Annotated in this window: 18 protein-coding genes; 11 read left to right on the top strand and 7 right to left on the bottom strand. The window is 71.1% G+C overall.

Annotated features, from left to right (window positions below; translation table 11 throughout):
- Positions 1–397: 397 nt before the first annotated feature.
- The 4 genes from F6J85_RS14225 to F6J85_RS14210 form a co-directional block, all read right to left on the bottom strand.
- Positions 398–1,588 carry a mechanosensitive ion channel family protein gene (locus F6J85_RS14225; protein WP_420846089.1) on the bottom strand — a complete coding sequence of 397 codons (1,191 nt, stop codon included), beginning with the start codon at positions 1,586–1,588 and terminating at the stop codon, positions 398–400.
- Between the two features lie 73 nt (positions 1,589–1,661).
- The gene (gene aspS / locus F6J85_RS14220; RefSeq protein WP_150925967.1) at positions 1,662–3,005 is read right to left on the bottom strand and encodes an aspartate--tRNA(Asn) ligase; all 1,344 of its coding nucleotides are present in this window, start codon (positions 3,003–3,005) and stop codon (positions 1,662–1,664) included.
- 52 nt (positions 3,006–3,057) lie between these two features.
- Positions 3,058–4,047, bottom strand: a complete 990-nt coding sequence (locus F6J85_RS14215; protein ID WP_150925965.1) for an SRPBCC family protein — start codon at positions 4,045–4,047, stop codon at positions 3,058–3,060.
- Positions 4,044–4,289 carry a hypothetical protein gene (locus tag F6J85_RS14210; protein WP_150925959.1) on the bottom strand — a complete coding sequence of 82 codons (246 nt, stop codon included), beginning with the start codon at positions 4,287–4,289 and terminating at the stop codon, positions 4,044–4,046. Before F6J85_RS14210 ends, F6J85_RS14215 begins: the two co-directional genes overlap by 4 nt.
- A gap of 113 nt (positions 4,290–4,402) precedes the next feature.
- On the opposite strand from F6J85_RS14210, the gene F6J85_RS14205 reads away from it, so the two are divergent.
- From F6J85_RS14205 to F6J85_RS14170, 8 genes are all read left to right on the top strand, one after another.
- The gene (locus F6J85_RS14205; protein ID WP_150925957.1) at positions 4,403–4,786 is read left to right on the top strand and encodes a DUF6264 family protein; all 384 of its coding nucleotides are present in this window, start codon (positions 4,403–4,405) and stop codon (positions 4,784–4,786) included.
- Between the two features lie 116 nt (positions 4,787–4,902).
- Positions 4,903–5,586, top strand: coding sequence for a DedA family protein (locus F6J85_RS14200; RefSeq protein WP_150925956.1), 684 nt, complete (start codon positions 4,903–4,905; stop codon positions 5,584–5,586).
- A gap of 63 nt (positions 5,587–5,649) precedes the next feature.
- Positions 5,650–6,279: a histidine phosphatase family protein gene (locus F6J85_RS14195; RefSeq protein ID WP_150925954.1), complete on the top strand. Its 630-nt coding sequence runs from the start codon at positions 5,650–5,652 to the stop codon at positions 6,277–6,279.
- Complete coding sequence (locus F6J85_RS14190; RefSeq protein WP_150925952.1) at positions 6,279–6,875, top strand: TlpA family protein disulfide reductase; 597 nt, start codon at positions 6,279–6,281, stop codon at positions 6,873–6,875. The genes F6J85_RS14195 and F6J85_RS14190 overlap by 1 nt, the downstream gene beginning before the upstream one ends.
- Positions 6,872–7,624: a cytochrome c biogenesis CcdA family protein gene (locus F6J85_RS14185; RefSeq protein ID WP_150925949.1), complete on the top strand. Its 753-nt coding sequence runs from the start codon at positions 6,872–6,874 to the stop codon at positions 7,622–7,624. The genes F6J85_RS14190 and F6J85_RS14185 overlap by 4 nt, the downstream gene beginning before the upstream one ends.
- 10 nt (positions 7,625–7,634) lie before the next feature.
- The gene (resB, locus tag F6J85_RS14180; RefSeq protein ID WP_150925947.1) at positions 7,635–9,308 is read left to right on the top strand and encodes a cytochrome c biogenesis protein ResB; all 1,674 of its coding nucleotides are present in this window, start codon (positions 7,635–7,637) and stop codon (positions 9,306–9,308) included.
- Between the two features lie 4 nt (positions 9,309–9,312).
- Positions 9,313–10,353 (top strand): c-type cytochrome biogenesis protein CcsB, encoded by a 1,041-nt coding sequence (gene ccsB, locus F6J85_RS14175; RefSeq protein WP_150925945.1) that lies wholly within the window; start codon positions 9,313–9,315, stop codon positions 10,351–10,353.
- A gap of 194 nt (positions 10,354–10,547) precedes the next feature.
- Positions 10,548–11,276 carry an alpha/beta fold hydrolase gene (locus F6J85_RS14170; RefSeq protein WP_150925943.1) on the top strand — a complete coding sequence of 243 codons (729 nt, stop codon included), beginning with the start codon at positions 10,548–10,550 and terminating at the stop codon, positions 11,274–11,276.
- A gap of 21 nt (positions 11,277–11,297) precedes the next feature.
- On the opposite strand, the gene F6J85_RS14165 is transcribed toward F6J85_RS14170, so the two are convergent.
- Together F6J85_RS14165 and F6J85_RS14160 are read right to left on the bottom strand one after the other, a co-directional pair.
- Positions 11,298–13,355, bottom strand: a complete 2,058-nt coding sequence (locus F6J85_RS14165) for a YhgE/Pip family protein (protein WP_150925942.1) — start codon at positions 13,353–13,355, stop codon at positions 11,298–11,300.
- Positions 13,352–16,177: an MMPL family transporter gene (locus tag F6J85_RS14160; RefSeq protein ID WP_150925940.1), complete on the bottom strand. Its 2,826-nt coding sequence runs from the start codon at positions 16,175–16,177 to the stop codon at positions 13,352–13,354. Before F6J85_RS14160 ends, F6J85_RS14165 begins: the two co-directional genes overlap by 4 nt.
- A gap of 113 nt (positions 16,178–16,290) precedes the next feature.
- On the opposite strand from F6J85_RS14160, the gene F6J85_RS14155 reads away from it, so the two are divergent.
- The gene (locus F6J85_RS14155; RefSeq protein ID WP_150925938.1) at positions 16,291–16,932 is read left to right on the top strand and encodes a TetR/AcrR family transcriptional regulator; all 642 of its coding nucleotides are present in this window, start codon (positions 16,291–16,293) and stop codon (positions 16,930–16,932) included.
- A gap of 6 nt (positions 16,933–16,938) precedes the next feature.
- Here the strand turns inward: F6J85_RS14155 and F6J85_RS14150 are convergent, their stop codons facing one another.
- Positions 16,939–17,868, bottom strand: coding sequence for an o-succinylbenzoate synthase (locus F6J85_RS14150; protein WP_238707131.1), 930 nt, complete (start codon positions 17,866–17,868; stop codon positions 16,939–16,941).
- A 159-nt stretch (positions 17,869–18,027) separates the two neighbouring features.
- Between F6J85_RS14150 and F6J85_RS14145 the strand changes: the two genes are divergently transcribed.
- Positions 18,028–18,363 (top strand): PadR family transcriptional regulator, encoded by a 336-nt coding sequence (locus tag F6J85_RS14145; RefSeq protein ID WP_150925936.1) that lies wholly within the window; start codon positions 18,028–18,030, stop codon positions 18,361–18,363.
- Positions 18,364–18,365: 2 nt separating this feature from the next.
- On the top strand, positions 18,366–19,358 hold the full coding sequence (locus F6J85_RS14140) for a permease prefix domain 1-containing protein (protein WP_238706971.1): 993 nt from the start codon (positions 18,366–18,368) through the stop codon (positions 19,356–19,358).
- Positions 19,359–19,366: the final 8 nt, after the last annotated feature.

Here is a 19,366-nt window from a genome sequence, read left to right as displayed (position 1 = left end):
CGGCTCCGCGCCGCGCGGCTCGCGTCCACCCACCTCATCGCCGTGCGGCTCGCGTGCACCCATCTCATCGCCGCGCGGCTCGCGGGCACCCACCTCATCGCCGTGCCGCTGCCCGAACTCCGCAAGAACGCGCCGAAAAGTGCCGGAACGGCCGGTTTCGCGCCTCGGCCGGACCGGTTTTGCGGAGTTCGGGCGACGGGGCCGGGTGGCCGTCGTGTGGGCCGGCTCCGCGCCGCGCGGCTCGCGTGCACCCACCTCATCGCCGCGCGGCTCGCGTTCACCCACCTCATCGACGCGCCCGAACTCCGCAAGAACGCGCCGAAGAGTGCCCGAACGGCCGGGTTCGCGCCCCGGCCGGGCCGGTTTTGCGGAGTTCGGGCGGGTGCGGTGGGCCCGGTCAGGCGCCGCGGTCGAGGACCGGCTCGCGCTCGTCGGAACGGATCACGGGGATCGCGTTGGTGAAGGCCGACGCCCGCTCCTCGGCCTCCGCGCTGCCGGTGAACAGGCCCGCGCCGGGCTGGGAGGAGGCGTCGCGTGCGGGCGCAGGGTGGGCGTCACCCGCACTGGTCACCAGCACGCGCTGCACGGGCAGTGCGTCGGGCATCGTGTGCTGCATCCACGTGACCATCGCCTCGCGCACGTGGCAGCGCAGGTCGAACAGCGTCGGGGCGTCGGATGCGGTCACGAGGATGCGGATGCGGACGAGCCCGCCGGTGGCCTCGGTCACCTGCAGCACCGACGCGCGCCCGTCCCACAGGTCGGTGCGGGTCAGCACCTCGTCCAGGTGCTCGCGCATGCGTGCCGGCGAGACGCGCCAGTCCACGTCGAGTTCGACCGAGCCCAGCAGTTCGCTGCCGCGCCGCGTCCAGTTCTGGAACGGCTGGGTCGTGAAGTACGTGCACGGCAGCACGAGGCGGCGATCGTCCCACAGATCCAGCACCACGTAGCTGAGGGTGATTTCACCCACGCGCCCCCACTCGTCCTCCACGACGACGACGTCGTCCACGCGCAGCGCGTCGCTGAAGGCCAGCTGCAACCCGGCGAACATGTTCGCCAGCACCGTCTGCGCCGCCAGACCCGCGACGATCGAGGCGATACCGGCTGACGCGAGGACGCTCGCCCCGACGGCGCGCACCGCGGGGAAGGTGAGCAGGATCGCGCCCAGCGCGATCACGACGATCAGCGCGATCGCCAGGCGCCGCACGATGAGGGCCTGCGTACGGATGCGGCGGGCCACCCGGTTGTCGGGGACGTCGATGCGGTGACGGCCGAGCGTGAGGTCGGTGGCGAAGGTGACGAGGGCTCCGAGAAGCCACGCGGCCGCGGCGATCACGAGGATCGAGAGCAGCTGTGTGAGCACGGGCAACCACGAAGCCTCCGGGAAGGCCAGTCCCACGGCCGTCCACATGCCGGCGAGCAGCACGAGCGTGCGGAAGGGGAGGCGGGCGTGGTGGACGAGGCGTTGCGGCCACGCCCGTCGTCGTGCGACCCGCCGAGCGGCCCACGCGACGAGCAGGGTGATGATCGTCGCGACGAACACGCACGCGACGAAGGTGACCGCGAAATTCAGCCAGGCATTGTCGAACACGTGCGTCCACGCTACGCGGCGAGCCTGGACCGATCCTGGCCGCCGGCTCGGCGCCACATGGTGCGGAGCGCGGTCAGGGAGCCAGGCGCGTGGGTCCGCGGAAGAGGAACGTGACCTCGCGGATCGACGACTCACCCAGCAGCAGCATCAGCAGACGCGCGAGCCCCATGCCGAAGCCGCCATGCGGGGGAGTGCCGTAGCGGAAGAAGTCGAGGTAGTGCTCCAGGCCCGCGAGATCCAGGCCCTTCTCCACGGCCTGCTCCTCGAGGATGCGCACGCGGTGCTCGCGCTGCGCGCCCGTGGTGATCTCCACGCCCTTGAACAGCAGGTCGTAGCTCCGCGTCATCCCCGTCTCCGGGTCGCGCATGTGGTAGAACGGCCGGATCTCGGGGTGGTAGTCGGTGACGAAGACGAACTGGTGTCCGTACGTCTCCTCGATGTACGCGGCCACCTGCCGCTCGCCCTCGGGGTCGAGGTCGCCGTCGGTGCGGGGGATCTCGTAGCCGCGCTGCTTCACGGTCTCACGGGCTTCGGCGAGCGGGATGCGGGGGAACGGCACCGTCGGGACGACGACTTCGATCCCGAAGAGCTCCTCGATCTCGGCGCCGTGCTTGTCCTTGACCGCCTGGATCGCGAACTGCAGGAGCTCCTCCTGCATGCGTGCGACGTCTTCGTGCGAGTCGATCCAGCTGATCTCGGCATCCACCGAGGTGAACTCGGTGGCGTGACGGCTCGTGAACGACGGGTCGGCACGGAAGACGTCGCCGATCTCGAAGATCTTGCCGAAGCCGGCCGACTGCGCCATCTGCTTGAAGTGCTGCGGGCTCTGCGCGAGGTAGGCGGTCTTGTCTTCGAAGTAGTCCATGCTGAACAGCTCGGCGTTGGACTCCGACGGGCTCGACATGAGCTTGGGGGAGTGGATCTCGATGTAGTCGCGCTCGACCCAGTAGGTGCGCATCGCGTGCTCGAGGGTGGTCTGCACGCGGAAGATGAGGTTGTTGCGGGCCTGGCGGAGGTCGAGGAAGCGCCAATCCATGCGCTTGTCCATGCCGCTGTCGGCGGCGATGGGCGTCTCGGGGAGGGCTTCGGCCGCGATGTCGAGCGCGGCGACCTTGATCTCGACGCCGCCGAGCTTGACGCGCTCGTCGTGCTTGAGCTGGCCGTGCACGGTGAGGAACGTGCCGGTGGCCAGGGCGGAGATCGTCTCGGTGAGGGCGAGGGCGGCGGATGCCTCGGGGCCGGCGTCCTCGGCGAGCTCGCGCGTGGCGGGGTTCACCAGCTGCACGGCGCCGGTCTCGTCCCGCAGGATGACGAACTGGACCTTCTTCTGATCGCGCACCGTTTCCACCCATCCCGACACCGAAACCGGGCCGTCGGGGAGGGACTGCAGCTGCTTGACCAGAACACGTTGACTCACGAGGGTTCAGTCTACGTGCGGGGCGCCGCTCGGCCGGGCGCGGCCTGTCGGATCAGCGGAATCGTCGGCTGATCGCGCTGCCGGTTTGGAACAGGGTGATCCACACGAGGAACTTCTGGAGGGGACGCAACGGCAATCCGGCGAGCCTCCGCCATCCACGGCGTCGAGACCAGGCCGCGGTGATCGTGACCTGGGTGCCACCCGTCGTGGTCGCCAGCGCGAATTCCGTCAGGACCGAACTGCTTTCGGGTGCGTCGGGATGTGCCAGGCGCCACGCGATCTTCTCCGGTCTATGCGCGGCGACGAGTTCGATGCTGCGGCGACGGAACCGGGGCTTCGTCTTCGCCTGCTTCCCGTCCGGATGACGTGTGGGTGCGTGACCGTGCCAGACCATCCCAGGGGTCGCGTCCTGGCCGGAGTGATCGATGGACCCGACGCTCATCTCCCACTCGGGGAGGTGCGTCGGGTCGGCGAGGAACTCCCACACCTCCTGGATCGGGGCGGGAACGAACGTCTCCACCGACCCCGAGACCCGTCCCTTGGCCTTCGCCGCGGCACGCGCGGTCTTCTCGCGCGGTGCGTCGATCCGGTCGAGGTGCTCGAGCAGGGCATCGGGCGTCGTGCCCAGACGGTCGAGGAGGTCGGCGATCACACCGCTGGGCTCTGCGACGAGCTCCCGGAGCACTGCGGCGGCGTCACCCGCCTTGTCTTTGCCGCCGGAGCGCGCGAGGAGGTCAGAAGCGCGCTTGCTCCACGCGTACCCGTCCGTCTCGTGGAACACGATCCGTCCGGCCTCGGGGAACGACGCCTGGATGCCGAGTGAAGCCAGTTGTCCCTGACGCTGTTCCTCGACGGCGCGACGGGCGGAGTCGAGGTCGATACCCATGCTGCGCAGTGCGCGTCCGGCGGATTGGTCGTTGATGACCAGGGCGAGGAACAAGTGCTCGATGTCCGCTGTGCGCAGCCCGAGCCGGGATGCTTCCTCCATGGCGGCGAGAGAGAGGGATTGAATGGTCTCAGCGGTGCGGACGAACTTGCTCATGCGTTTCTCCTGAGGACCGGGATCGTGGGGTCGACCCGTTTGGCGTGCTTCTTGTGGACGGCCTGCCTGGTCACCCCGAGCGCGTGAGCGATGTCCTGCCACGTCATGCCCGAGCGCAGCGCGGCCTCGACCTGCCGAAGTTCCCACGTGTCCGCGAGCACGCGCAGCGACGCCACTGCCCGCAAGCCCGCCCGAGGGTCGCTGGTGTCGGCTGCCACCGCCGCGATGTGTGGAGACTCCATGCTGTCAACCTATGTTGCTCACGCTCCGTCTGTCAACCTGGGTTGCGCGAGATGTCCGCTCCCTCGCCGCGCCCTTTCGCACGGTCGACGGCGCCGCCCCCTACGATGAGCGCGTGACCTACCCCGCGCCCTCGCCGTCCACCCGTGCCCCGACGCGGCGCACCGGCCGCCCCGTGCGCGTGTGGGACATCGTGCTCACCGTGCTCCTGCTGCTCCTGCTGGCGGTCTTCGCTGCGCTCGCGTCGTACTTCGGCCTCTTCCTCGGGATGGCGTCGGACGGATGCTTCGACGACAACTGCGACTACGGCATGCTGAGCTTCGGGGTCTGGTTCGCGGCGATCTCGCCGTGGGTGATACTCCTGCTCGCCATCGTGGGCGCGGTCACTCTTCTCATCGTGAGGCGGCTCGCCTTCTGGGTGCCGCTGACGGCCGCTGCGCTGAACGTCGTGATCTTCTTCGTGGCCGCGGCGATCGTCGAGGCCGCGGTCGGGCCGTAGCCGGTGACTCCCCGGCTGACCGGGGCGGGGGTGAGCCCCCAGGAACTCGTAACCTCCCGCGCCTAGGCTGATCGCGGCACCCGTACGTCCGCCGATCACCGAGAGCAAAGGCCCCGATGACCGAAACCACGCTTGCCGCGACCTCCTCTGCCGGCGACGGATCGTGGCTGTCGGCGCTGGCCGACTGGACCGTCTCGCTGATGGATGTCATCGGACCCGTGGGCGCGGGTCTTGCCATCGCGCTGGAGAACCTCTTCCCGCCGCTTCCGAGCGAAGTCGTGCTGCCGATGGCGGGCCTGGCGGCAAGCCGGGGATCGTTCTCGCTGGCCGAGGCCCTCATCTGGACCACGATCGGATCGATCGTCGGGGCGCTCGCGCTCTACGGCCTCGGCCGGTGGCTGGGCGTGGAGCGGCTCCGCCGGATCGCCGACAGGATGCCGCTGGTGAACGTGCAGGACGTGGATGTGACCGTGGCGTGGTTCGTGCGGCACGGCGGCAAGGCGGTGTTCTTCGGCCGGATGCTGCCGATCTTCCGGAGCCTCATCTCCATCCCCGCGGGCGTCGCCAAGATGCCGCTGTGGCGGTTCACGCTGCTCACGGCGGCGGGCAGCCTCATCTGGAACACGATCTTCGTGCTGGCCGGATACCTCCTCGGGGAGCAGTGGCACGTCATCGAGCAGTACGCCGACATCCTCCAGTACGTCGTGATCGCCGCCGTCGTCGCCGGGGTGGCGTGGTTCATGGTCGTGCGGGTGCGCATGCTGACGCGTGCGCGCCGCACCCGCACCGACGGCGCCTGAGGGGGCGCCACCGCAGGCATGTCCACAGGCGCTCCACAGAACGCCCGCGCCTAGACTGAAGGGGTGTCCGCCGATCGCCTCCACCTCGTGCGCCATGGCGAGGTCGACAACCCGGGGCGCGTCCTGTACGGGCGGCTGCCCGGCTTCGGCCTGAGCTCCGATGGGCGGCGGATGGCGCGGCAGGCCGCCGAGTACGTGCAATCGCTCGATCGTCCCGTGAGCGCGCTGGTCGTCTCGCCGCTGCAGCGCACACGCGAATCGGCCGAGCCGTTCGCGGAGCTGTTCACGATGGAGCCGGTCATCGACGAGCGCGTGATCGAGCCCACCAACGTCTTCGAGGGCCGGCGGATGGGACGGGTCTTCTACAACCCGCTGAACTGGCGCCACCTCACCCGCCCCGCCCTCCCCAGCTGGGGCGAGGCCTACGAGAGCATCGTCTCGCGGATGCGGGCGGCGATGGATGACGCGTGGGACGCAGCCGACGGCGGGGACGTCGTGATCGTCTCGCATCAGCTGCCGATCTGGATCTCCCATCTCTCGATCGCCGGCGGCGCGCTGCGCCACGACCCGCGCCGCCGTCGCTGTGCGCTCTCCAGCGTCACCAGCTTCGAGCGCCGCGGCGACCGCTGGGTCGAGGTCGACTACGCCGAGCCCGCGTCGACCGCGGGCGCCGTCGACGTGGGGGCCGTGTGATGCGCCGGCGCATCCTCGTCGCATCCCTCGTCGCCGCCCTCGCGCTCGGGCTGGGCGCGTGCGCGGCCGACCCGCTGGCCGACCAGTACCGGGCCGGCGACAACAAGGGCTACATCGCCGCCAACGGGTTCCAGACCACCGAGATCCCCGCCGCCGACCGCGGCGAACCGGTCGAATTCGCCGGCGTCACCGAGACGGGCGACGAGGTGTCGGACGCCGACTACGCCGGCCAGGTGCTCGTGGTGAACTTCTGGTACGCCGCGTGCGGACCGTGCATCGTCGAGGCCCCCCGCCTGGAGGAGGCCTACGAGAGCTTCGATGGACAGGACGTGGCGTTCCTGGGCGTCAACACGTACGACCAGGCCGCCACCGCCGCATCCTTCGCCCGCGACAACGGCGTGAGCTACCCCAGCGTCATCGACGTCAACGGCGGCGCCGTCAAGCTCGCCTTCGCCGAGCACGCGCCCCTCACCGCGACGCCGGTGACGCTCGTGCTCGACACGCAGGGACGCGTCGCCGCGCGCATCATCGGCGAGCTGCCGGAGGCCTCGATCCTGCAGGCGATCGTGCGCGACGTGCTCGCGGAGTCGGCGTGAACCCCGGCGCGATCGTGTTCGACGGTGCGCTGTGGTTCGCGCTGCCGATCGCGCTCGCCGCCGGGCTGGTGTCGTTCCTCTCGCCGTGCGTGCTTCCGCTGGTGCCCGGCTACCTCGGTTTCATCGGCGGATCCGTCGCGCCCCGCCGCGGGTCCTCGGCGGCGGCACCGGGCCGCGGCCGGCTCCTTGGCGGGGTTCTGCTGTTCATCGCCGGGTTCACGCTCGTGTTCATGACCGTGAACGTCCTGGGCGGCACGGTCGGGCGCTTCTTCGTCGAGTACGCCGACCCGATCACGCGGGTCATGGGCGTGATCGTCATCCTGCTCGGGCTGGTGTTCATCGGATTGTTCGGCCTCGCCCAGCGCACCGTCCGGCCGCAGGCCCGCAGCAGCGTGGGACTGGTCGGGGCGCCGCTGCTGGGAATCGCCCTGGGTATCGGATGGACCCCCTGCATCGGGCCGACCCTCGCGGCGATCTTCTCGGTGTCGTGGAACCTCGGAGATCCCGGCCGGGCCGCACTGCTGGGCCTGGCGTACTCCCTGGGCCTGGGCATCCCCTTCCTCCTCCTCGCGCTCGGCTTCGGCTGGGCGACCCGTTCGGTGGCGTTCCTGCGCCGCCACATCCGCGCGATCAACCTGATCGGCGGGGCGCTCCTGATCCTCCTCGGCCTGGCGATGGTCACGGGCGTGTGGGGCGCGTGGATGTCGCAACTCCAGGGGGTGATCCAGAGTGTCCCCCTCCCGCTCTGACGAATCGACCATGACCGACCCACTGCGCCCTGCCGACCACGCCTCCGCACCCGAGCCCGACGACATCACCGCGCCCGCCCTCGGTATCGGGGGGTGGCTCCGCTGGGGCTGGCGCCAGCTGACGAGCATGCGCACGGCGCTCGTGCTGCTGCTGCTGCTGGCGATCGCGGCCGTCCCCGGGTCGATCGTGCCCCAGCGCAGCGCCGATCCCAACGGCGTGACGCAGTACTTCACCGACAACCCCGACCTGGCTCCCATCCTCGACAACCTGAGCCTGTTCGACGTCTACTCCTCGCCGTGGTTCTCCGCGATCTACCTCCTGCTCTTCGTCTCGCTCATCGGCTGCGTCATCCCGCGCACCAAGCACCACTGGAAGGCCCTGCGCGCGCGTCCCCCGCGCACCCCCGCGCGCCTGTCGCGTCTGGACGGCTTCCGCGAGGTCGAGCTGGATGCGGCATCCCCCGACGAGGCCGGCCGCCTGGCCGCCGAATCGGTCGACCTCGCGTCCGAGCAGCTGCGCAAGGCCGGCTACCGCGTCGAGCGCTACGACGGCCGGGGCGCGTTCTCGGTGTCGGCCGAGCGCGGGTACCTGCGTGAGACCGGCAACCTCGTCTTCCACGGCGCGCTCGTCGGGGTGCTCATCGCCGTCGGCGTCGGCGGTGGCTTCACCTACACGGGCCAGCGGGTCATCGTCGAGGGCACGACGTTCGTGAACTCGCTGCTGGATTACTCCTCGTTCAACCCCGGCCGCTTCGTGAGCGCCGAGTCGCTCACCCCGTACGCGCTGACGCTCGACGAGTTCGAGGTCAGCTACGTGCCGCTCGGCGAGCAGGGCGCCGGTCAGGCGGGCGACTTCGCCGCGAACCTCACCACGCGCGTGGGCGGCGAGGAGAGCGAAGGGCGGGTGCGCGTCAATCACCCGCTCGACGTCGCCGGTGACAGCGTGTACCTGATGGGCAACGGCTACGCCCCGACCCTCACCATCCGCGACGCCGACGGCGAGGAGATCTTCCACGACTCGGTGCCGTTCCTGCCGCAGGACACCAACATGACCTCCCTGGGCGTCGTGAAGGTACCCGACGGGCTGCCCGAGCAGATGGGCCTGGTCGGGTTCTTCTACCCCACCCAGGCAGCGCTCGCCTCCGGCGCGTTCACCTCGGCGTACCCCGACCTCATCAGTCCCGTGGTCACCTTCAACGTCTTCGTCGGCGACCTCGGCATCGACGGCGGTCAGCCGCGCTCGGTCTACACGCTGGACACGAGTGAGATGGAGCAGCTCAGCGGCGGCGACACGGGGGTCGACTCGATCGAGCTCGCCCCGGGCCAGACCGCCGAACTGCCCGACGGGCTCGGCACGATCACCTTCGAGGACGAATCGCCCGAGGGTGCCACCGGGTACGCCGAGTCGGTGAAGCGGTTCGCGTCGCTGTCGATCCACCGCGACATCGCGGCCCCATGGGTCCTGCTCTTCGCGGTCCTGGCCACCCTCGGGCTGCTGGCGGCACTGTTCGTCCCGCGCCGCCGCATGTGGGTCAAGGCCACCCCGGACGGGGATGTGGTCCGGATCGAGTACGCCGGTCTGGCCCGCGGCGAAGACCCGACGCTGGGCGTGGCCGTGGATCAGTTCGAGACCCGTCACCGCGCCGCCGTCGAGGGTCGGCGCCGTGCCTCGGACGTAGACTGAGACCATGCCCGGATCCGAAACGCTCTCCCTCGACGCGGTCTCCGTGCTGCTGGTGTGGACCGCCATCGCGATCTACGTGCTGGCCTTCATCGCGTACGCCGTCGACCTCGCGCGCCGCTCCGATGTGGCCCTCAAGGCGCAGGATGCCGCACGCGAGCGTGAGCTCGTGACCGCCGGCGGCGGATCCGCCCGCGCCGGCGGCGGCGGGGCAGGGCAGCCGCGCGACGCCGCGGACACTCCCCTCCAGCCCCGCTACGTGTGGGCGCGCATCGGCACGTCGCTGACGGTGCTGGGATTCCTCTTCCACGTCGCCGCCGACATCACGCGCGGGATCGCCGCCGAGCGCGTGCCCTGGTCGAACATGTACGAGTTCGCCCTCACCGGCACGATGCTCATCGTCGCGGTGTATCTGGTCGTCCTCTTCCGTTACGACCTGCGCTTCCTGGGCTCCTTCATCACCGGGCTGACAGTGGTGCTGCTGGGCGGCGCAACGCTGGCCTTCTACGTCGAGGTCGTGCCGCTGGCAGACCCGCTGAAGTCGGCGTGGCTCGTCATCCACGTGTTCGTCGCGTCGCTGGCCACGGCCCTGTTCGCGCTGGCGTTCGGCCTGTCGGTGCTGCAGCTCATGCAGTCGCGCAGGGAACGGCGCGCGGTGGCCGCCGTCGCGTCGGGCGACGCCGCATCCGCCCCGTCGGGCAAGCGCGGCGGCTTCCTGCGGACCCTTCCCTCCAGCGACACGTTGGAGTCGCTGGCCTACCGCTTCGCGATCGTCGGGTTCATCTTCTGGACCTTCACGCTCATCGCCGGGTCCATCTGGGCCAACGACGCGTGGGGCCGGTACTGGGGCTTCGACACCAAGGAAGTGTGGACGTTCGTCGTGTGGGTTCTGTACGCCGGGTACATCCACGCCCGCGCGACCCGCGGATGGCGCGGCACCCGCTCGGCGTGGCTGTCGATCATCGGCTTCACCGCGGTGATGTTCAACTTCACGATCGTGAACATGTTCTTCAAGGGCCTGCACGCCTACTCCGGTCTCTCCAGCTGACGCCCTTCCGGCGCGGACAGCCGGGATCGCCGTGCGCTGGTAACACGCGCACAGGCTGACCGTCGGCGCACATCGTCGCGGCGGTTGCGCGCGCCTTGTGGCGCTCTTTTGGATGCAATATATTGCATGTCGGCGGCAACCGTCGCCGCAGGAGCGCTCCGGGGAGACCGGTGCGAGACGGAAGGAAGAGCATCGTGAGCACCATCGAGGAAGAGATCACCAACGTCGTGCTCGTGCACGGCGCATTCGCCGACGGCTCGGGGTGGCGCGGCGTCTACGACAACCTGACCGGGCGGGGATACCGCGTGACGATCGTGCAGAACCCGCTCACCTCCCTGGCGGACGACGTGGCCGCGACCACGAGGGTGCTGGACATGCAGGAGGGCCCGACGATCCTCGTCGGCCATTCATGGGGCGGCACGGTCATCACGGAGGCGGGAGTGCACCCCGCCGTGGCGGGCCTGGTGTACGTGTCGGCTCTCGCGCCCGACGCGGGGGAGACCACGTCGCAGCAGTACGAAGGATTCGCCGCGACGCCGGAGTTCGTCATCGACGTCGGCGACGACGGGTACGGCTTCCTCAACCACGACGGATTCCAGGCGGGATTCGCGGCAGACCTCGACGATGCGGATGCCGCCTTCCTCCGCGACACGCAGGTGCCGATCAACATGTCGGTCTTCGCCACGCCTCTGACCAGCGCAGCCTGGCGCGACAAGCCCTCCTGGGCGGTCATCGCCCGGGAGGACAAGTCCTTCGACCAGGCGATGCTGCAGCACATGGCCCGGCGCATGGGCGCGGAGATCACCGAGGTCGCCGGCAGCCACGACGTGTACATCACGCAGGCCGGGGCGGTCTCGGACGTGATCGTGGAGGCAGCGCACAACGCCCTCGCCAACCGGTCGGTGAACGCCGGCTCCGCCTGAGCGAAGCCGGCGCGACCCGGATCAGGCGGGAGCGGGGGCGGGGGCCAGCAGCGCGCGCGCCGACACCGTCCGGCGCCGTGCGACCGCGATGGTCGTCGCGAGGAACGCCAGGAGTGCCCACACGACGAGCCCGACGACTGCTGCGCCGAGGCCCCCCGCGGCGGTCAGCGCTGCGAGCATCCCCTCGTATGCCGGCGCGGTGGGCAGGAGCCCAGCGACTCCCGAGATGACGCCGGGGACGGTCGAGACCACACCCGTGGCCACCGCGAGCACGCCGATCAGTGCCGACACCCATCGGCCCGCACCCCCGAAGACGGCGACGAGGGCCTGGTTCACGGCCGCGAAGGCCACGCCTGCCACCGCGGCGACGGCGGCGAACAGCGACCATTCCGCCCAGCCGTAGCCGGCGGCCAGCTGCACGACGATCGCGACGAGCACGCCCTGGAGTGCCCCGATCCCGGCGGCCGGGGCGAGCGCGCGAAGCGCCAGCAGCGCAGAGGGGCGGCGGGAGGACAGCGTGCGCGCGGTCACGGCGCGCAATGCCACGAATGTGCCCAGCCCGCCGAACCACAGCGCCACGGTCACCACCAGGGGCACCGCCGATGCGCCGAACAGGTTCGTGCCCACGCCCTCCGCCGCGACGGGGTCGGCGACGACGGAGGCGAGATCGGCCGCTTCGGTGTCGCTGTAGGAGGGCAGCTCAGCCACGGCGGTCGCCAGCCCGTCGGCGAGCTCGGCGGTGCCGTCGGCCACCTGCCGAACGCCGCCGGAGAGCTCCTCGGCTCCCGTGGCCGCCTCGCCGGCGCCCTCGGCCAGCTGCGATGCGCCGTCAGCGAGCGTGGATGCTCCGCCGGACAGCTGTGCGGCACCGTCCGAGAGCTGCCGCACGCCGCTCGCGGCGGTGGTCGCGCCGGCGGCGAGCTGGTCGATTCCGCCGGACAGCTGGGACAGGCTCGCCGAGAGGGTCTGCAGGCCAGGGCCGAGCTGCTGGAAGCCGTTGACTCCGGCTGCGATCGTGTCGGACTGCCCGATCAGCTCGGTCACGGGTCCCACGGCCGCCTGCGCCTCGGCGGCCAGCTGGGTGAGCGTGCCGCAGAGCTCCGCCGACCCGCCCTGCGCGGCGCAGTCGGCAGCGGCCTGCGTCAGTGCCTGGGATGCCGCGGTGACCTGGGCCTGGACGGCGGCGCTGTTGGCGGCCAATCCGTTCGCCGCGGTCACCAGCTCGGCGGGCAGCTGCGGGATCGCGTCGGCGGTGGACTGCAGCCCTCCGGCCAGGAGCCGGCCGTTGCCGGCGATCTCCTGTGCGCCGGCGGCCCAGCCGTCCAGGCCGTCGGCGGCCTGCCCGGCTCCACTGTCCAGTCCGGCGGCGCCGCCGGCCAGCTGCGAAGCGCCGTCGGCGAGGGCCGCGGCGCCGTCCGAGAGCTGCGCGACGCCGCCGGAGAGGGCGGTGGCACCGTCCGCGGCCTGTCCCGCGCCGTCGGCCAGCTGGGCGGCGCCGTCGGCGGCGGTGCCCAGCTGGTCGCCGAGCGTGGTGAACCCCAGGAACACGTTCTCCAGGTACACCTCCGATAGCGAGGTGCCCAGGAGGGATGCGGCCGCCTGCGTGACCTGCGCCGAGATGGCGTCGTCCACGACGAGGCTGTCGGGCGGCGTGGTGACCTCGATCGTGGCGCGCTCGGGAGCTTCGCCGCCGGGGGAGGTGGACGTCGCTGCCGCGGAGAAGTTCTCCGGGATGCGGATGACGGCTGCGTACGAGCCGTCGGCGAGGCCCTCGCGGGCGTCTTCGTCGTTGGTGATCGTCCAGTCCAGATTGCTCGGGAGGTCATCCGACCCCTCCACCAGACCGGCGGTCAGCTGCCGGCCCAGCGGCACGGTCTGGCCATCGATCGTGACGGGCTCATCGTCGTTCACGATCGCCGCGCCCATCGACTCGAGGCGCTCGACGGGGTTGTACAGGGCGGCCACCAGCACGCCGCCGACGATCACCGGCAGCAGGAGTGCGCCGATGATCGTCAGCCAGGTGACGGGGCGCCGGGAGCCGGCGCGCTCCAACGCGAGGGGGGAGCCAGGACGGGTCATGCGGTCACCTCGGACAGATCGGACGTGCGGGGGGATGCGGCGGCCACCTGCGTGACGGATGCGCCGGTCCAGCCGGCCTCCGACAGCACGCGGCGTGCCGCTTCGGGGTCGGCGGCGGTCAGCAGCAGCGTCCACTCGCCGGTGGCCGCGGCATCCCGGAGGGTCGCGGCGGCCTGATCGCGCAGCGCGCCGTGGGCGACGGTGTCCACGCCGGAGATCGCGAGGACGCCGGGTGTACCCGTGAGTGCGTCGCGGAGTTCGGCGAGCGGGTCGTCGGCCTCATCCAGTGCGGCGATGCCGACGTGACTGCGCACCCATGCCTCGCGGCCGGGGAGCAGGTGCCCGGCGACACGGAGGCGGCCGGCGGTCGGCGAGACCCGCCCGGAGAGGGTGTAGAGGGCCGCGCGCGAGGCGCGCGGGTCGGTGGAGGTGAGGATGGCGGCGTGCCCCGGGTCCACCTCGAGGGAGAGGCCGTCGAACAGGGGGGTGTCTCCGGCTTCGAGTCCGACGCCGTCCGCGATCACGACGGCGCGCGAGTCGGGCCCCGGCCAGTCCTGCAGGGCGATCTCGCGCTCCACGGCTTCGCCTTCGACATCGAGCTTGGGCAGGATCCGGTCGAGCCAGCGGGGGATCCACCACGCCTTCTCGCCGAGGAGCGTCATGAGTGCCGGGATCAGCGTCATCCGCACCAGGAACGCGTCGACGGCGATGCCGACGGCCAGGCCCAGCGCGATGGGCTTGATCGACGAGTCGCCCTCGGGCACGAACGCGGCGAACACGGCGAACATGATGAGGGCGGCCGCCGTCACGACTCGCGCCGTCGCAGAGAAGCCCGAGCGCACCGCCGCCACGGCGACCGCGCGCGCGTCGGCACGCGCGGCGTTCTTGGTGCGGGTGTGGACGTAGTCCTCCCGCATGCGGGTGACGAGGAACACCTGGTAGTCCATCGCGAGCCCGAACAGCACGCCCATCAGCACGATCGGCATGAAGCTGATCACCGGCCCGACGCGGGCCACGTGCAGCAGGTCGGCGAACCAGCCCCACTCGAACACCGCCGCGACCACGCCGAACGCCGCGGCCACCGACAGCAGGTAGCCCAGGGCTGCCGTGAGCGGAACCGCGATGGAGCGGAACACCACCATGAGCAGGAGGAAGGACAGGCCGACCACGAACAGACCGAAGGGGACGAGAGCGGCGCCCAGGCGGTCGGAGATGTCGATCGCCACGGCGGTGTAGCCGGTGACCTTGAGGTCGATGCCGTACTCGTCCAGGAGCCGGTCGTGCTGCGCGCGAAGCTCGCGCACGAGGTCGGCGGTGGCCGGGTCATCCGGTGCCGTCTCCGGCACGATCTGCACGATCCCGGTGTCGGCGGTCTCGTTCGGGGTGGCGAGGGCGACCTCTTCGACGCCGGGGAGGTCTTCGACCTCCGCCGCGATGTCGGACATGAGACCCAGGGGATCGGTGGAGGTCACGATCGTGCCCGTGAGCACGAGCGGTCCGTTGACGCCGGGGCCGAAGTGCTCGGCGGCGAGGTCGTAGCTCTGCCGGGCGGAATTGCTCTCCGGCAGGACCCCCGCGTTGGGGAGCGCGAGCGCAAGGCTGCCGGCCGGGATGGCGAGGGTCCCCAGGCCCACCACGACGGCGATGGCGGTGACGAGGGGGCGGCGCGACACCATCGCCACCCACCGGTTCGTGCGCTCGGCGGCGGCCGGCGCAGCCGGGCGCTCCGCGGGGAGGTCGCCGTCGGACTCGGCCTCGCGCGCGGCCGCTGCGCGCCGGCGGGCACGACGTCCGGGGCTCCGTCCGGTGGCACGACGCCCCACGAAGCCCAGCAGCGCCGGGGTGAGGGTGACCGAGACGACCACCGCGATCGCGACGGCGACGGATGCGGCGATCCCCATGGTGGTGAGGAAGGGGATGTTCGCGAATGAGAGGCCGATCAGGGCGATGAGCACCGTGACGCCGGCGAATGTCACGGCCGATCCGGCGGTTCCGGTGGCGCGTGCGGCCGATTCCTCGGGATCCATCCCACCGCGCACCTGGTCCTGATGGCGTGCGGCGATGAACAGCGAGTAGTCGATCCCGACGGCAAGGCCCAGCATGAGCGCGAGCAGCGGGGTGGTCGAGGAGATGGTGGCGAACGCGGTGGCCAGGAGGATGAGCGCCATGGACAGGCCCACCCCGAGGATCGCGGTGACGAGAGGCAGGCCCGCCATCACGAACGAGCGGAAGGTCACGACCAGCACGACGAGCGCGATGAGGAGCCCCAGCGCCTCGGTGATGGTCACGCCGGGGATCGATTGGGCGAACAGGTCGCCGCCCAGCGCCGCCTGCGCGCCGTCGGGGAGGTCGGCGGCGAAGTCGTCGGCGGCGTCGCTGAGGGTCTGCTTCGACTCCGGCGACACGCTGGCGCCCTGGCCGTCGAACTGCAGCCGCACGATGGCCGCGTCGCCCTCGTCGCTGACCAGCCCCGAGACGGTCTCGTCGAACGGGTCGGTGACGGCCAGGACGCCGTCGATGTCGCCGAGTTCGGCCACCAGCTCGTCGATGCCGGAGGCATACGGCTCGTCCGCGACCCGGTCGCCGTCTGCGGCCACGACGACGATCTGAGCGCTCGTGCCGCTGACCTGCGGGAACGTCCGGGAGAGCTGCTTGAGGCCCTCCTCCGACTCGGTGCCGGGGATGGAGAAGGAGTTGTCGGTGCCCTGGTTGAACGCGAGCGCCCCGCCTCCCGCCGCCAGCAGGACGACCACCCACGCGATGAGCACGCGCCAGCCGTGACGGTAGGACCAGCGCCCCAGCGTGGCGAGAAGAGTGGACACAGCGGCTCCGATCGGTCAGACGGCTCCGATACAGCGCTGTATCCGATACACCCATGTATCGTATGTCCTGATCGGCCCCGTCAGGCTGAGCGATCCGTGTGAAACGAGGACTCATGAGCGATACCACCGCCACGACCCCTCGAGGCCGGGAGGCCACGCGGCAGCGGCTCTTGGATGCTGCCGCCGAGGTGTTCGCCGAGGTGGGGCTGGACGCGACCTCCGTCGAATCGGTGTGCGAGCGGGCGGGATTCACGCGCGGGGCGTTCTACTCCAACTTCGCGTCGAAGGAGGAGATGTTCCTCGAGCTGGCGGCGTCGGTCGCGCGGTCACGGGTCGCGGAGGTAGAGGCGCGCGTGACGGAGCTGGCGGGGGAGGGGACGCTGGAGGCGACCCCGGCCACCGCAGTCGCGCTCGTCGAGCGGGTGCTGGATCTCCCGGGGGATGACCGGCTGGGCGTGCTGCTCATGAGCGAGATCCGCATCCATGCGCTGCGCAATCCCGCGATGGCCGAAGCGTTCCTCGAGCAGGACCGCGAGCTGGGCCGCAACATCGCCCGGATGATCGGCGACATCGCGCGGGCGAGCGGGCTGCGCCTCGCGCTGCCGCAGGATCAGGTGGCGCAGCTGCTGCTGCTGGTGTGGGAGGGCACGATGACGCGCGCGGTCATGGCAGGCCGAGACCGTCTCGGCGCCCGTGACGAGGTGCAGAAGAGCCTCGCCGGCGTCGTCCCGCTGCTCATCGCCGGGTCGGACTGACCGCGCTCAGCCCTCGGCCAGCAGCGCGTGACAGCGCGTGAGGCGGCGCAGCCACCAGTCGCGGCGCTCGGGAGCCGCCGCGAGTGAGCGGAGGCGCTCGGGCGAGGGGGTCACCGGTCCCACCGGCAGCATCCCACCATGCGCTCGCAGCGGCGGGTCGGCGACATCGGCCAGGAACAGCGACGAGGTCCCCAGTCCGCAGTCGTAGTCCAGTTCGGGCAGCGCCGCGGCCAGCGCCACTCCCATCGCAAGTCCCACGGAGGTGTCCAGCGCGCTGGAGACGACGGCCGGCAGGCCCGCCGCCGCGACGATCTCGAGCGCGCGATGCACCCCGCCCAGTGGCTGGGCCTTGACGACGAGCAGGTCGGCGGCGCCGGCGCGCGCCACCCGTAGGGGGTCATCCGCCTTGCGGACGCTCTCGTCGGCGGCGACGGGGATGCCGAGGTAGCCGATGCGCTCGCGCAATTCGACGAGCTCGTCCAGGCCCGCGCAGGGCTGCTCGATGTACTCGAGATCGAACGGGGAGAGGGCGTGCACCGCATGCTCGGCCTCATCGAGGTTCCAGCCGCCGTTGGCATCGACGCGCACGCGGCCCTCGGGGCCCATGGCGGAGCGGACGGCGCGCACGCGCGCGACGTCGTCCTCGAGGGTCTGCCCGGGCTCGGCGACCTTCACCTTCGCCGTGCGGCAGTCGTCGAATCGCGCGAGCACCGCGGCGACGTCGCCGGCCGCCACCGCGGGGACCGTGGCGTTGACCCGCACGCTGCCGCGCCGGGGCGCGGGGCGCCGGCCCCATCCGAAGTCGACGGCGCCGGCGAGCCAGGTCGCCGCCTCCGCGTCGTCGTACTCGAGGAAGGGGGAGAATTCCGTCCACCCAGACGGGCCCTCCAGCAGCACCGCCTCCCGCACGTCGACACCGCGGAACCGCCGCGCCATCGGGAGGGCGACGACATGCGCGTTCGCGAGGAGTTCGTCCAGGGCGGGCAGCGGTGCGGTCACGCCCCCATCCTCCCCCGGATCGCCGCTCTCGTGGGTCGAGTGCGCACAGCAGTGTGTCCTTGACGTTAGTGTGTGCCGCACAGTACCGTGTGCGATATGAGTGAGGATGACGCGCTGGGCGGACACCTGCAGGAGATCCGGCGGGGGACCGCCGTGCTCGCCTGCCTGCAGCTCCTGCGCGAGCCCGGCTACGGCTACGGCCTGCTCGAAGACCTCGAGCGCCGCGGATTCCCCACCGATGCCAACACGCTCTACCCCCTGCTGCGCCGCCTCGAGAAGCAGGGCTATCTGACCAGCGAGTGGAACACCGACGAGACGCGGCCGCGCAAGTTCTACCGCACGAGTGCCGCCGGTGCCGCGCTCGCCGCCCGGCTGACCGCCGAATGGCGTGCCGTCGCCGACGCGATCGCCGCCCTGCCCGAGGAGAGATGACCATGTCCACCTTGACCGACCGGTACGTCGGCGCCGCGATGCGCTCGGTGCCCGAGAAGCAGCGAGCCGATCTCGCCGCGGAGCTGCGCGCGTCCATCGAGGATCAGCTCGACGCCCGCATGGCAGGGGGCGAACCGCACGACGCCGCCGAACGGGCGGTGCTCACCGACCTCGGCGACCCCGACCGGCTCGCCGCCGACTACACCGACCGCCCGCTGCATCTGATCGGACCGCGCTACTTCCTGGCGTGGTGGCGCCTGACGAAGCTCTTGTGGGCCATCGTGCCGGTGTGCGCCGCTTTCGGGGTGGCGCTGGGACAGACCCTCTCCGGTGCGTCCTTCGGAGAGATCGTCGGCTCGGTCGCGAGCGTCACGATCAGTGTGATCGTGAACGTCGGCTTCTGGACCACCCTGGTGTTCTTCATCGTGGAGCGGTCGGCGGGCGGTGCGGACGTCGGGTTCGTCAGCCGGTGGACGCCCGACCAGCTCCCCGAGCCCCACGACAGCGGTGCCCGCCTCACCGATCTCATCGCGTCGCTCGTGCTGCTCGGGGTGGCGGCCGGCGCGGTGCTGTGGGACCACTTCGTGGGCACGGCATACCTGGCGGGCCGCGGCTGGACGTCGTTCCTGGCGCCGGAGCTGTGGCCGTGGTTGATCGGCGGACTGCTCGTGCTCTGCGCGTGCGAGGCGATCCTGGCGATCCGCGTGTATGCGTACGGGCGCTGGACGGCCCGCTCCGCCTCGGTCAACCTGCTGCTGAACGCGCTGATCGTGGTGCCCGGGGTATGGCTGCTGATGCAGGGCAAGCTGGTGAACCCGACGTTCTTCGCCTCGGTGATTCCCGAATCCGGCGACACCGTGGCGGTGATCGTCGGGATCGTCTTCGGGTTCACCATGGTCGGTGTCGCCGGCTGGGACAGCGTGGACGCCTTCCTCAAGGCCGGGCGCGCCGGCCGCACGTCAACCCGGAGAAGGGCCGCGGTGTCCGCGCAATAGGCTGACGG

It is taken from the genome of Microbacterium lushaniae, from assembly GCF_008727775.1.
GTDB lineage: Bacteria > Actinomycetota > Actinomycetes > Actinomycetales > Microbacteriaceae > Microbacterium > Microbacterium lushaniae.
Note: the sequence above shows the minus strand (reverse complement) of the source record. Positions and strands in the feature narration are given on the sequence as shown.